The sequence below is a fragment of the Mesorhizobium sp. BHscii genome, from assembly GCF_053848065.1.
The window spans coordinates 41,966-55,484 of the sequence record NZ_JBSPKW010000009.1 but is presented as its reverse complement, the minus strand read 5'-3'; the positions used below and the strand labels follow the sequence as shown (position 1 = coordinate 55,484).

The 13,519-nt window shown below is 63.0% G+C and carries 11 protein-coding genes and 2 pseudogenes; 6 read left to right on the top strand and 7 right to left on the bottom strand.

Annotated elements, in window-relative coordinates; genetic code table 11:
* Nucleotides 1–48: 48 nt before the first annotated feature.
* The 5 genes from ACWTU7_RS14630 (at nt 49) to ACWTU7_RS14610 (ending at nt 5,227) form a co-directional block, all read left to right on the top strand.
* Entirely contained in the window at nt 49–1,053 is a 1,005-nt protein-coding gene (locus tag ACWTU7_RS14630) for a polyamine ABC transporter substrate-binding protein (protein WP_455838908.1), read from the top strand.
* A 68-nt stretch (nt 1,054–1,121) separates the two neighbouring features.
* On the top strand, nt 1,122–1,982 hold the full coding sequence (locus ACWTU7_RS14625; protein WP_455838907.1) for an ABC transporter permease: 861 nt from the start codon (nt 1,122–1,124) through the stop codon (nt 1,980–1,982).
* A 1-nt stretch (nt 1,983) separates the two neighbouring features.
* Nucleotides 1,984–2,784 (top strand): ABC transporter permease, encoded by an 801-nt coding sequence (locus ACWTU7_RS14620; protein WP_455838906.1) that lies wholly within the window; start codon nt 1,984–1,986, stop codon nt 2,782–2,784.
* Complete coding sequence (locus tag ACWTU7_RS14615) at nt 2,781–3,860, top strand: ABC transporter ATP-binding protein (RefSeq protein WP_455838905.1); 1,080 nt, start codon at nt 2,781–2,783, stop codon at nt 3,858–3,860. The genes ACWTU7_RS14620 and ACWTU7_RS14615 overlap by 4 nt, the downstream gene beginning before the upstream one ends.
* A 470-nt stretch (nt 3,861–4,330) precedes the next feature.
* Nucleotides 4,331–5,227: an arginase family protein gene (locus tag ACWTU7_RS14610; RefSeq protein ID WP_455838904.1), complete on the top strand. Its 897-nt coding sequence runs from the start codon at nt 4,331–4,333 to the stop codon at nt 5,225–5,227.
* Between the two features lie 60 nt (nt 5,228–5,287).
* Here ACWTU7_RS14610 and ACWTU7_RS14605 read toward each other — a convergent pair whose 3' ends face one another.
* A complete protein-coding gene (locus ACWTU7_RS14605; protein ID WP_455838903.1) occupies nt 5,288–6,148 on the bottom strand; it encodes an alpha/beta fold hydrolase in 861 nt (286 codons plus the stop codon).
* A 230-nt stretch (nt 6,149–6,378) separates the two neighbouring features.
* Nucleotides 6,379–7,352 (bottom strand): annotated as a pseudogene (locus tag ACWTU7_RS14600) (ABC transporter ATP-binding protein).
* 3 nt (nt 7,353–7,355) lie between these two features.
* Here ACWTU7_RS14600 and ACWTU7_RS14595 point away from each other — a divergent pair.
* Nucleotides 7,356–7,631 (top strand): annotated as a pseudogene (locus ACWTU7_RS14595) (proline iminopeptidase-family hydrolase); the annotation flags it as partial.
* A gap of 70 nt (nt 7,632–7,701) precedes the next feature.
* Here the strand turns inward: ACWTU7_RS14595 and ACWTU7_RS14590 are convergent.
* From ACWTU7_RS14590 to ACWTU7_RS14570, 5 genes are read right to left on the bottom strand one after another with little or no spacing between them, the layout of a single operon-like run.
* Nucleotides 7,702–9,573, bottom strand: a complete 1,872-nt coding sequence (locus ACWTU7_RS14590) for a CocE/NonD family hydrolase (RefSeq protein ID WP_455838902.1) — start codon at nt 9,571–9,573, stop codon at nt 7,702–7,704.
* Between the two features lie 20 nt (nt 9,574–9,593).
* On the bottom strand, nt 9,594–10,589 hold the full coding sequence (locus ACWTU7_RS14585; protein ID WP_029355029.1) for an ABC transporter ATP-binding protein: 996 nt from the start codon (nt 10,587–10,589) through the stop codon (nt 9,594–9,596).
* Nucleotides 10,590–10,645: 56 nt separating this feature from the next.
* Nucleotides 10,646–11,608, bottom strand: a complete 963-nt coding sequence (locus ACWTU7_RS14580) for an ABC transporter ATP-binding protein (RefSeq protein WP_455838901.1) — start codon at nt 11,606–11,608, stop codon at nt 10,646–10,648.
* Nucleotides 11,605–12,528, bottom strand: coding sequence for an ABC transporter permease (locus ACWTU7_RS14575; RefSeq protein WP_206533403.1), 924 nt, complete (start codon nt 12,526–12,528; stop codon nt 11,605–11,607). Before ACWTU7_RS14575 ends, ACWTU7_RS14580 begins: the two co-directional genes overlap by 4 nt.
* Nucleotide 12,529: 1 nt before the next feature.
* Complete coding sequence (locus ACWTU7_RS14570; RefSeq protein WP_455838900.1) at nt 12,530–13,507, bottom strand: ABC transporter permease; 978 nt, start codon at nt 13,505–13,507, stop codon at nt 12,530–12,532.
* Between the last annotated feature and the right edge of the window lie 12 nt (nt 13,508–13,519).

Here is a 13,519-nt window from a genome sequence, read left to right as displayed (position 1 = left end):
GCAATTTCATAACAACAAGAAATCAAGCAACCAACAGAGGAGAATGACATGAAACTGATTTTGACCGGCATTTTGGCCGGATTCTTGGCAGCCACTGCCGCGCACGCCGATGAGATGGTATTCACCAGCTGGGGCGGAACCACCCAGGAAGCGCAGACCAAATCCTGGGCTGCTCCGTTCGAAGCGAGTTCCGGCATCAAGGTCCTGCAGGACGGCCCGACGGACTACGGCAAGCTGAAGGCCATGGTGGAAGGCGGCAGCGTCGCCTGGGATGTCGTCGATGTCGAAATGGATTTCGCCATCAAGGCGGCCAAGGACGGCCTGCTGGAGCCGATCGATTTCAACGTCGTGCCGAAAGCCGATCTCGATCCTCGCTTCACCACCGACCATGCGGTCGGCAGCTTCTACTACTCCTTCGTTCTTGCCTGGAACAAAGGGGCAGTGTCGGGCGAACCAACGGGCTGGGCCGACATGTTCGACCTGACGAAATTTCCCGGCAAACGCACGTTCTATAAATGGTCGGCGCCGGGCGTCATCGAAATCGCACTGCTGGCCGACGGTGTGCCGGCAGACAAGCTCTATCCCCTCGACCTCGACCGGGCGTTCAAGAAACTCGACACGATCAAGTCGGAAATCGTCTGGTGGGATAGCGGCGCGCAGTCGCAACAGCTGATCGCCTCCGGTGAAGCGGCCTTCGGGCAGCTCTGGAACGGACGTGTCTTCGCCCTCAAGCAGGACGGCGCCGATGTCGGCGCATCCTGGAATCAGAACATGACCGCCGCCGACGTGCTCGTCATCCCCAAGGGTTCGAAGAACAAGGCGAGCGCCATGAAATTCTTGGCCACAGCGACAAGCCCGAAAAGCCAGGCAATGTTTGCTGAAGCAAGCGGCTACGCACCCATCAACAAGGCAGCCAAGGCCGAAATGCCGGCCGATGTCGTCAAGTCGTTGCCGGACGCCTATGTCGACGGGCAGATCAACCTCGACATGAACTACTGGGCTGAAAACCGCGACACGATCGCGGAGCGTTGGTACGCCTGGCAGGCCAAATAGCCGCCGACCTCACCCATGAACCGGCGGGGCGTCGCTAGGCGTCCCGCCTGAGCTGCGGGATCATCGCCATGTCGGGCAATTTGCTTCATCGACAGCCAATCCTCCGAAGGCCAGATGGCGTCGGCGGCGCCCTGCCAGCGCTGACCCTCATCACCCTGTTCTTCGTGGTGCCGGTTGTTGCGCTGCTGTTGCGCAGCGTAACCGAACCCGTACCGGGCCTGCAGAACTACGCAATCCTGTTTGGCGACGGCACCTATGCGCGAGTCTTCTTCAATACCTTTCTGGTCGCCACGGTCGTCACCGCCGTCACCGCGATAGTGGCGTTTCCAGTCGCCTGGATGCTGGCGATCATGCCGCCTGCCCTCGGCTCGATCGTCTTCGGCATCATCATCCTGTCGATGTGGACCAATCTGCTCACCCGCACCTATGCCTGGATGGTGCTGCTTCAACGCACCGGCGTCATCAACCGGACGCTGATGGATATCGGCCTGATCAGCGAGCCGCTGCCGCTGATCAATAACCTGACCGGCGTCACCATAGGCATGGTCTACATCATGCTGCCCTTCATGATACTGCCACTGGTCGGAACCCTGCGCGCTATTGATCCGATGACGCTGCGCGCCGCCGCTCTGTGCGGTGCGAGCCCCTTCGAGGCCTTCCGCCGCATCCTGCTGCCATTGTCGCTTCCGGGAATAGGTGCAGGCGGCCTGATGGTTTTCGTCATGTCGCTCGGCTATTTCGTGACACCGACGCTGCTCGGCGGCACCTCCAACATGATGCTCGCCGCAATGATCGCCCAGATGATCCAGTCCTTGCTCAACTGGGGGCTCGGAAGCGCGGCGGCTTTCATCCTGCTTTTGGTTACCATGGCGCTCTACGCGCTGCAGCTGCGCCTCGTCGGCGCCAAGCGCATGACAGGAGGCATCTGAGATGCTGCTCGACTACGACCGGCTGGGCTGGCTGCGTGCAGCACTTCTCGGCTTCACCGGCCTGGTTGCCGCGTTTCTGCTACTGCCGGTGGTCTTCATTGTGCTTCTGTCGTTCGGATCGTCGCGGTGGCTGGCTTTTCCGCCGCCCGGCTGGACGCTGAAATGGTATGAGGAGCTCTTCGCCGATCCGGCCTGGCTCGAAGCGGCGCTGACCAGTGCGCGCATTGCTACTATGGCTGCGATCCTTGCCGTCGCCATCGGGCTCCTGGCGTCTTTCGCCCTGGTCAGGGGACAGTTTCGCGGGCGCAACACGCTTCGCGGCCTTCTGCTGACGCCGATGGTGCTGCCGGTCGTGGTCTTCGCCATCGCCATCTACGCATTCTTCCTGCGGATCGGGCTTGGCGGCACCACGGCAGGCTTCGTCATCGCACACACAGTCCTGGCACTCCCCTTCGCCATCATTCCCATCACCGCGGCACTCGAAGGGTTTGACAAATCCATCGAGGATGCGGCGATCGTCTGCGGCGCAAGCCCATTCGAAGCAAAGCTCCGGGTCACTTTGCCGGCGATCAAGATCGGGATTTTCTCGGCGGCGATCTTCGCCTTTCTCGCCTCATGGGACGAGGTGGTGGTCGCGATCTTCATGGCCAGCCCCACCTTGCAGACCTTGCCGGTCAAGATCTGGGGCAGCCTGCGCCAAGATCTGAGCCCGGTCATCGCCGCGGCCTCCAGCCTCCTCGTTTTCCTGACGCTGAGCCTGATGATCGTAACCGCACTCGTTCGGCGGAAATTGTCGAAATGACCGAACCCTTCCTCTCCATTCGCGACCTGCGCAAGGCGTTCGGCAGCTTCGTCGCCGTGCACGATGTCACGATCGATATACCCAAGGGCCAATTCCTGACCTTTCTCGGCCCTTCCGGCTCTGGCAAGTCGACGACACTCTACGCAATCGCCGGCTTTCAGCATCCGACATCCGGCGACGTTCTTCTCGAAGGCAGGTCGCTGCTGTCGGTGCCGTCGCACAAGCGCAATATCGGCATGGTGTTCCAGCGCTACACGCTGTTCCAGCATCTCACCGTCGCCGAGAACGTTGCCTTTCCGTTGCGCGTGCGCCGCCGGCCGGACGCCGAGGTGAAACGAAAAGTCGCCGAGATGCTGTCGCTGGTGCGGCTGGAGAGTTTCGGCGGCCGATATCCTGGCGCGCTTTCCGGCGGACAGCAGCAGCGCGTGGCGCTTGCCCGGGCGCTGGCCTACGATCCGCCGATCCTTTTGATGGACGAGCCGCTTTCGGCGCTCGACAAGAAGCTGCGTGAGGAAATCCAGGCCGAGATACGGCGCATCCACCGCGAAACCGGCGTAACCATCCTTTACGTCACCCACGATCAGGACGAAGCGCTGCATCTTTCGGATCGCATCGCGCTGTTTCGGGACGGGCGCATCGAGCAGATCGGCACCGGCGAGGACCTCTATCTGAGACCGGCGAGCGAATTCGTGGCCAGCTTCATCGGAAATTCCAATTTCCTGCCGGCCGAGCATCTTGAAACCGTCAACGGCTCCGCCACGATCCGCCTGGCCGATGGCTCGGTTGTCTCGGGCGTCAGGATCGATCAGGACTTCAGCCATGGCCAGAAGACCAGGCTGATGGTGCGGCCGGAAGCGTTTCGGCTGAGACCCGGCCCGGCCACTGCCGGGCTTGCGGTCGAGTTCGTCGACACCGCTTTCTTCGGCGAGCGGCGACGCGTCATCGCGCGAACGGCCGCCGGTCAGGAGATCGACGTCAGGCCGACATCCGAGATGGCGGAAGCACAGGAAGGCATCGCCTCGAGCAGACAGCAGATTTTTTTCGATCCCGCTGCCGCATTTCTGTTTCCAGCCTGATAGACGACAGTTTGACTTCAGCACGGCGTAACTCGCGCTAGGGCCTCGCCAGGTCCGAGATGTTCATCGCCACATGCTGCAGCAACACCACGTCGACGCACCAAGACCTGTCTTCCACGGTCAGAATTTGCGGTTTTGACTTCAAAAGGGAATTGGGCGGGTTGAATTGTCCTCGGCTTTGTCCACTTTCGGTATCAATTGCCCGCGTGGTGCGACTTCCGGCGAAAACAACGCGATCGAATTGACGAGAAAAATACCGTCAGCGGTGCTGGAGACAACGTCGAAGAGCGTGGCGGCCTGAAGCGTACCGAGAGGTGTTGCGTACCGAGGCTACGTCGGCTGCGAGGTGAGTTTTGGCCGCAAAAGCATCGCTTATGTGGCCGTTAGACGGGCAGCCCCGGCCCGCAGCGCTCAGTGGCAGAGACCGCCGGCATTGCGCCGGTTCTTATTCGCCATATCTGGAGCATCTGATGCCGACCCGGCCCTATGCCATCCTTGAAGCGCCTTCTTCGCTGGGTCTCGCGACCGACGGCGTCGAGGGCTTGCCCGGTCGGCTGCTCGAACTGGGCCTCGCCGACCGCATCCATGCGCGCCATGCCGGGCGACTGGCCGTCCCGCCGAAAGACCCGAAGCCCGACCCTGCCACTCTGACGCTGAATGCCAACGCGATCGCGGCGTGGTCGCCCAAGCTCGCCGACGCCGTGGAGGAGGTGCTGGATGCGCGCGAATTCCCGGTGGTGCTGGGCGGCGACTGTACGATCGTGCTGGGCCCGATGCTCGCGCTGCGCCGGCGCGGCCGCTACGGCCTGTTCTTCATCGACGGCCACGCCGACTTCTTCCAGCCCGAGGCCGAGCCGAATGGCGAAGGCGCGTCCATGGACCTGGCCTTCGTCACCGGCTACGGGCCGGCGCTGCTGACCGACCTGGAGGGTCGCCGCCCGTTGGTGCGTCCCGAGGACGCTGTCGCCCTCGCATTTCGCGACCACGAAGACCAGGCCGAATTCGGCAGCCAGCCTTTGCCAGCGGAGCTCATGGCCTACGATCTGCACGCCATCCGCCGCCTGGGCGTCGAAGCCGCCGCCCGGGCGGCCGTTGGCCACCTGACGCGGGCGGAACTCGACGGCTTCTTCATCCATCTCGACGCCGATTGTCTCGACGATGCGATTATGCCGGCGGTCGATTTCCGCGTACCGGGCGGGCTGTCGTGGGACGAACTGTCGGCGGCGCTCCGGATCATCCTGGCGAGCGGAAAGGCGGTCGGGCTCGAGGTCGCCATCTACAATCCGCGCCTCGACGTCGACGGCAGCGCCGGCCGTGGCCTTGCTGATGTCCTGGCCGTAGCTCTCGGCACTGCCGCGCCTGCTTAGTATTGAAACCAATAACAGATAAATTTGCTGACGGCGGTCAAATCCGACACCGTGACCCATTCACCTGGACCGGCCCTTTTCCCAGTTGATGAAATCAAGGATCAGGTGAGCTGCCGCTTCCGCACGGGTTTCGAGCAGGAGATGACCGGCGTAGAGGATATGGGCGTCCATACGGGGAAGCGCCTCGATCCAACTCATGGTTTCGGCGAGTTCGAAGAACGGGTCATGGCGACCCCACACCATCAGTGCAGGCGGCTGGTAGGTTTGCAGATAGCTCTGGATCTCTGCGAAGCGGCGCACATAGTTTCCATAGTCCGCCACGAGGGCACGTTGTGCCTTGAGCCGTCCCGGCAGGCTCATCACGCGCCAGTCCTCATCCCAGTTTTCGGCAGCGATGGACTTTGCAATATCGTCGGGCAGGCCCCCGACATACTGATACCGCATCCCTTCCCAGGTCAGATGAGCGGTGGCGGCGGCCTCATTCTCCGCGGTGGGGTTCGACCAATAGGCGATGGTATCTGCCCATTGGCGGCCGAACCCACTGGTATGAGCATTGGCATTCTGGATGATCAGACCCGTCACCAGCGCGGGCGCATACATCGCGACATGAAAGCCGACTGGCGCGCCGAAATCGTGAAGATAGATGAAGCGGGGACCGACGGAGAAGTGGTCGAGGACCTCAAGGATTGCCTTCCCCATTGTTTCGAAGGAGGTCGAGGCGAGGGCATCGGACTCCCCGAACCCCGGAAGATCGGGAGCGATGACGAACAGGTCGTCGAGGAGCATCGGGGCCAGACGCCGGAACGTGCGCGCTGAACTGGGAAAGCCGTGCAGCAGCAATAGGGCGGGACTGGAGGGATCCCCTCCGACATCCACCGCGAGACGGCTTCCGCCCATGACACGAAGATAGTGCCGGATCATCGCAGGCCTCCTTCTCTCGCCGAGCCATCGCTCGGTTTGCCCGCCGTTCTCCCGGATTCTAAATCAGTGGGTTACGTGGCGCTATAGCATGCTTGCGGATAGCCCGGACGGGAAAAAATCACTCCCAGTCGATTGTTTTTGAGGGACAATTTGTTTCCTCAAACGCAGTCGCCGTCGGACTCTTCGGGGTTCCCAGCCTTCCACCTGTTTCCCGAACGAGATCCCGCGCCTTATCCGCCCCCTGGATGGTGGCAAGCAACCAGGCGACCGTCTCCCGTGCTCTGCGGAAGCGGCCGCTCGTTGCGGCACGTGGAGGTAGCAGCCGGGCAACGGGTGTGGAACCGGCACCCGGAGGGTGGGTTCATAGGGCTCGGCAGGTCACCCTTCAGGACGAGCCGCCCGCGCCGCGCCCGATCGACACTAGGTATCGGCACCGCGGAACGGAGTGCCGCAGTGTAGTGGTGCCTGGGTGCCGCAAAGACCAGATCGGTCGGCCCGCTCTCCACGATGGATCCCAGATACATGACGCCACTCGCGTCGAAATCTGACGCACCACGGAGAGGTCATGGGCGATGAATACATAGGTCAGGTTGAACTCCTCGCGCAGATCGGCGAGCAGATTGACGATCTGGGCCTGGATCGAAACGTCGAGCGCCGAGACCGGCTCGTCGGCCACGATCAACCGTGGCCGGAGCGCCAGCGCGCGAGCAATGCCGATACGCTGGCGCTGGCCGCCCGAGAATTCGTGGGGATAGCGCGACGCGTGCTCGGGGGACAATTCAACCCGGCGCAGAAGCTCGGCGACGCGGTCCGCCATTTCGGATGCCGAGAGGCGCTCATGGATGCGGAACGGGTCGGCCAGCAGATCGCCGACGCGGCGGCGCGGATTGAGCGAGGCGCTCGGAACCTGAAAGACCATCTGCATCTGCCGCCGCAACGGACGGAGTTGGCGCTGGGACGCGTCGGTAATGTCGCGGCCCTCGAACTCCAGCGAACCGGAGGTGATGTCGGTCAGGCGCACCAGGCATCGGCCGAGAGTGGATTTACCGCAACCGGACTCCCCGACGATGCCAAGCGTTTCCCCGGGCCAGATATCGAGCGATACCGTGTCGACCGCCTGGACCGTCCGGCGCTGCGCCGGGAAGATCGAGCGGCCGACGTGATAGTGTTTAGAAAGGTCGCTGGTCCGGAGCAGCGGGCGCATCCGACGGTTTATCACACCATGAACGGACCCAATGAATTTCACGTCATCGGTACCATGCGGAACTGGACCATCGTCGACCGCCTGCATCTGGTCGAGGCGCCGACCTTGGCGTTCCGCGGATCTTACGACGAAGCGACCGAAGCCTGCGTCCAGCCCTTTCTCGATCATATTCCCGACGTCGAAGGTATGGTCTTCCCGAATTCCAGCCACATGCCGCATGTCGAGGAGAAGGACGATTGCCTCGCCGCCGTCGGACGCTTTCTGGCCAGATACGACTGAGGTCCATACCCCCACAGCAGCCTATCTTTGCGCAAGCTTATTGTGCAGGGCTTAGAGCCGCCCGATTTGCTCATAATCTCTCCACGATCAGCCGCGATGGCCGCGTCCCATCGAGAAAAACCGTGTTGCGCGCCACTTGCCGGCTACGGCCGAGGCCAGCCGGCGCACCGGTATTCGGATTGACGTCGAACTTCGGAAAATTGCTCGAAGAGATGTCCAGCCGCAGCCGATGGCCGGCACGGAACAGATTGGCGGTCGCAAATAACTCGATGCGAAGCCGCATGATCTCCCCAGGCTCCACGAGCTCGGCTCTTTCGAATGAATGCCGGAAACGGCAGCGGAAAATCCCGTCTGTCAGGTTCAGGGCAAAGCCCGTCGGATAGTCTGCGCTCGGTGGATAGACGTCGATCAGTTTCGCCGTGAAGTCGGTGTCGGTTGCATCGGTCGCCGCCCAGAGCTCCACAGCCACCCGTCCGAGCACGGTCAAATCGTCGGCAAGCGGCTCGGTCTCGAAGGAGAGGACATCGAGACGGGCGGAAAGCGGCAAGCCAAAATTGCGGCAGCCGAAGAACCTGTCGTCCTCTCTCTGGTCGAAGCCGCCGCCGGCGAAGATCGGCTGACCGCTGGTCAGCGCCCCGCCGATGGTCGGGACGGGATCGGCGGGATCGAAATCATAGGTCAGCGCGACGGCGTCGGCCGCAGGAAAGGCCTCCGAGAGCCTGCCGTTGGGGTGCAGATAATAGCTTTGCTCCGTCACGCCCGGCAGCGGCCACCGCTTGGCTTTGATCCAGCGCCCGCCGTGATCGAGACGGCCCGTTTCATTTTTCGTGCCCTTTCCCCCGCCCATGACAAAAAGGCGGATCGGCTCCTCGTCGAGATCGCCCTCCGGCCCGCTCTTCAGCCAGCGATCGAACCAGCGGCGACGAAACTCCAACCAGCTCGCCGCCACATTGCCGCCGAGCGGAGCGTTCGGTCCGAAATCGACGTCGCCGGCAAAGGTCAGATTGCGGTCGCCGTGCAAGCCCGGACCCATGATCAAGGCGAGCGGCCGTTTGCCATTGCTGGCAAGGCCAGCCAGATTCTCGAACGTCGTCGGGACATAGACGTCGAACCAGCTCGACATCAGAGCAATCGGAATATTGGGAATGGCATTGTAGAAGCCAGCCGCATGAATGCCGACCTGCTTCCAGAAATCGTCGAAGGTCTCGTGCCGCCACTGCTCGAGCAGATAGGCCTCGTATTGCGGAGCCCAGCGGAGCGGCGAACGTCCCTCCGACCACGGCATTTTGCCGAACCAGCGATGCAGGTTTTCCGCTTCGAGCGCCTTTTGGCCCAACTCGTCGCCGGCGGCAACGGCGCTCTCGTGGGCTTCCCGGTAGGCCCAGGTCGCCTGCTTCAGCTCGAACGCGCCACCTTGGCGGATGCCGCAGGTGAAGGCGTTAGAGAACCCGCCGGAATCAAGGATCATGGTAGCAAGAGCCGGTGGCGCAAGGCACGCCGCCGCCATTTGGGTATGTGCGGCATAGGAAAGGCCCATGGTGCCGATCCGGCCGTTGCACCAGGGCTGGGCTGCGATCCATGCAAGCGTGTCGTAGCCGTCCGGACCTTCGGAGCGATATTTGACGAACTCGCCTTCCGAGCCGTAGCGGCCGCGGCAGTCCTGATAAACGACGATGTAACCATGGCGCACGAAATGCTCGGCGACCGTCGCGCGATCCATCGGTTCGGTCATACCGACCTCGAGCTCGGCGCGCGACGCCATCGCCTTGCCATAAGGCGTCCGCTCAATGATGACGGGAGCTGGCCGGTCCAGCGCGCGGCCTCCCCTTGCCGGTCCGTAGATGTCGGTCGCCAGTCTTACCCCATCGCGCATCGTCACCATGACGTCGCGGCAGAGGACCATGTCATCGGTCACGGACTGGAACGCCTGGAGGTCGGTCATCTCTAAAAATTCCAAGGCGTTCAGACGGCAGCGTCATTGAGGTGGCATGCGCTCTTGTGTCCGGCAGCAACTACCTTCAGTCGCGGCGCTTCGGTCCGGCAACGAGGCATCGCATGCGGGCAGCGCGGGTGGAAATGACAGCCGCTCGGCGGCGAGAGCGGGCTCGGCAATTCACCCTTGATCGCGGCAAAGCCGCGTTTGGTGGTTTCGATCCGCGGCACCTCGGCGAGAAGCGCCTGCGTGTAGGGATGGTTGGCCCGGGCAAATATCTCCTCGGACGGGGCCTCTTCGACGATGCGGCCGAGATACATGATCGCCACCCGATCGGAGATGTGCTCGACCACCCCGAGATCGTGGCTGATGAACAGGTAGGTGAGGTTCAGCCTCTCGCGCAGGTCCATGAAGAGATTGAGGATTTGCGCTTGGATCGAGACGTCCAGAGCGGCAACGGCCTCATCGCAGACGAGAAATTCCGGCTGCACGGCGAGCGCGCGCGCAATGCCGATCCGCTGGCGCTGACCGCCGGAAAACTGATGCGGAAAGCGGTGCTTCAACGCCGGATCGAGGCCGGCACGTCGGAACTGTTCATCGACAAAGGTGCCGAGATCGCCGCCGACCAGCCCGTGAACGCGCGGGGCCTCGCCGACGATATCGGCCGCTTTGCGGCGCGGATTGAGCGAGGCATAGGGGTTCTGGAATATCATCTGCACGCGCAGCTTGGCTTCACGCCGCTCGGACGGCGGGAGCGCCTTCATATCCTTGCCGCGCCACGATACCGATCCCCTGGTAGGCGACACAATGCCGGCGACGATCCGCCCCAGCGTGGACTTGCCGCATCCCGACTCGCCAACGAGGCCCAGAACCTCACCCCTGCGAACGGCGAGACTGACACCGTCGATCGCCTGCACCCTTGCCGCCGGTTTGGCAAGTTTGAGCGAGATCGCCAAACGAGCAGCGAGATCGGGCCGCGTGCCGAAGCTGTGAGAAATCTCGTTCAGTTCGATCAGCGGCGCCATCCCGCCAGAACCCGGTGAGGAGCTTTGAATGTTTGGCGCAACCGGAGTCGAGGAGATCATACGCGGAGCTCCGGCAAGGGATGGACGCAACGGTGCTCGCGCGGGCCAGCAGCGAACAGCGGCACCGCCTGGGCACACACCGCATCGGCACGTGCGCAGCGCGGGGCGAAAGCGCATCCGGTCGGCAGCCGCGCAACACTGGGCGCCATTCCGGGGATCTGCCGAAGCCGCTCGCCGCGCTGGTTGCGGCTGGGAACGGAGTCGATCAGACCTGCGGTATAAGGGTGCAGCGGACGGGCGAGAACGTCCGACACCGGACCGGATTCGACGATGCGGCCCGCATACATCACAGCGATCCGGTCGGCGAGCCGCGAGACGACGGCGAGATCATGCGTGATCCAGATCAGCGACGTGTTGTTCTGCGCCACGAGTTTTTGCATCTCGGCGAGAATCTGCGCCTGGATCGTCACATCGAGCGCGGTGGTCGGCTCGTCGGCAATGATGAAGTCCGGCTGGTGCAGCAGCGCGATAGCGATAACCACGCGCTGGCGCATGCCGCCGGAAAACTGATGCGGATAGGCCTGCAGCCGCTCGTCCGGGCTCGGAATCCCGACCATACCGAGCGCGTCGCGCGCCCGCGCCCTGGCATCGGTGCGCGAGACGTTTTCATGCGCCTGCACCGCCTCGATCATCTGCGTATCGATGCGCAGGACCGGGTTCAACGTCATCATCGGATCCTGGAAGATCATGGCCATGCGGCGGCCGCGTAGCGCTCGCATCTCCTCGCGGCTGGAGCGGGTGATGTCGCGGCCGTTGAAGACGATCTGGCCGCCGACGATCGTCCCGGGCGGATCGACCAGGCCGATGATGGAAAAGCCAGTGACCGACTTGCCGGACCCGCTTTCGCCAACGAGACCCAGTACCTCGCCGCGCGCGACGCTGAACGAGACGCCGTCGACGGCTTTTGCTAGTCCGAAATGGGTCCTGAGATCGCGGACTTCGAGTACGGTCGCATTCATTCGCGCCCCCGCGGGTTGAGCACGTCGCGCAGCCGATCACCGACGAGGTTGATCGCAACCACGGTAATCAGCAGCGCTACGCCCGGATAGAAGCTGATCCAGGTCATGCCGGAGAGCATGTACTGGTAGCCGTTGGCGACCAGCAGGCCGAGACTGGGCTCGGTGATCGGCACACCCAGGCCAAGGAAGGACAAGGTCGCCTCCAGCGAGATGGCGCGCGCCACCTGCACCGTCGCGATCACGATCAGCGGCGGCAGGCAGTTCGGCAGCAGATGGACGAACAGAATGCGCCATCGTGGAATAGCGAGCGACTCCGCTGCTTCCATGTATTCCTTGCGCCGCTCCACCAGCGCCGTGCCGCGCGCGGCACGCGCGTAGGTCGCCCATTCGACGATCACCAGAGCGAGTACAACGTTGAGGATTCCTTTGCCGAGAAAGGCGAGGATCATCAGCGCAACGAGAATGGAGGGGAAGGAGAGTTGCAGATCGACGATGCGCATGATCGCCGTCTCGGTCCGACCGCCGACATAGGCGGCGAGCAGGCCCAACGAGGCGCCGAACAGCGCTGCGAAAAGCGCCGAGCTGACGCCGACGCCGAGCGATATGCGCAGGCCATAGATGATGCCGGAAAGCATGTCACGACCCTGGTCGTCGGTGCCGAGCCAGAACGTCATGCCCGTCATCGATTGCGAGCCGGGCGGCAGGCGACTGTCCATGATGTCGAGTTGGTTCAGGTCGTAGGGATTTTGCGGCGCTATGAGCGGCGCAAGCAGCGCCAGCCCGATGATCGCGGTCAGCAGCACGAAACCGGTAACGGCGGCGGGCGAGCGGAAGAATGCCCGCACGAGCACTTGAAACGGCGCCTCTTCACCCTTTTCGGCCTCGACCGGCATCGGCGGCGGCAAGGTGTCGACGCTCATCTCACGATCCCTCGCCCTGGAGCCGCACCCGCGGGTCGAGTGCTGTATAGGTCAGGTCGACGACGAGATTGATGATGACGAAGAAGGCGACGATCGCCATCAGGTAAGCAGTGATGATCGGACGGTCCAGCACGTTGATGCTGTCGATGATCAACTTGCCCATGCCCGGCCAGCTGAAGACGCTTTCGGTGACAACCGAGAAGGCGACGATAGAGCCGAATTCCAGGCCGATGATGGTCACCACCGGGATCATGATGTTCTTCGAGACGTGGACGCCGATCACGCGCGTTTCTTTGAGGCCCTTGGCCCGTGCGAACTTGACGAAATCGAGCGGCAGGACTTCGGCGACGCCGGCGCGCGTCAGGCGTAGAATGAGGCAGGCGTCGAACAAGGCGAGGTTCACCGCCGGTAGGATCAGGTGGGCAAGGCCGTCTTTGGTCAGGAACGCCCATTGGACGCCGAACAGTTCGGCGGTCTGGCCGCGCCCACCGCTCGGTAACCAGCCGAGTTGCACGCCGAAAAACATGATCAGCACCAGCCCGACCCAGAAGGTCGGCAGCGAGAAGCCGAGGATGCTGACGGTCATGATGACGCGGCTCAAGATGCCGTCCGGCCGCAGCCCGGCATAAAGCCCGAGCGGCACGCCGACGACGATGGCGATGAGGATGGCAGAGACGGCCAGCTCGAGCGTCGCCGGCAGTCGCTCCAGGATCACCCTGATCGCCGGCTCGTTGTAGACGTAGCTCTCGCCAAGGTCGCCATGCAGCGCCGCCCAGAGGAAGCGGAGATACTGCTGCCAAAGCGGCAGGTCGAGCCCGAGGGCCTGGACGACGCGCGCGCGCTCGATCTGATCGGCGTCGGGCGAGATCAAAATGTCGACGGGATCGCCGATGACGTTGATCGCGATGAAGACGATGACCGTCATGGCGAACATGACCATCACGGCCTGGAGCAGCCGGCCCACGACGGCTGCGGTCATGGCATCGCTCTC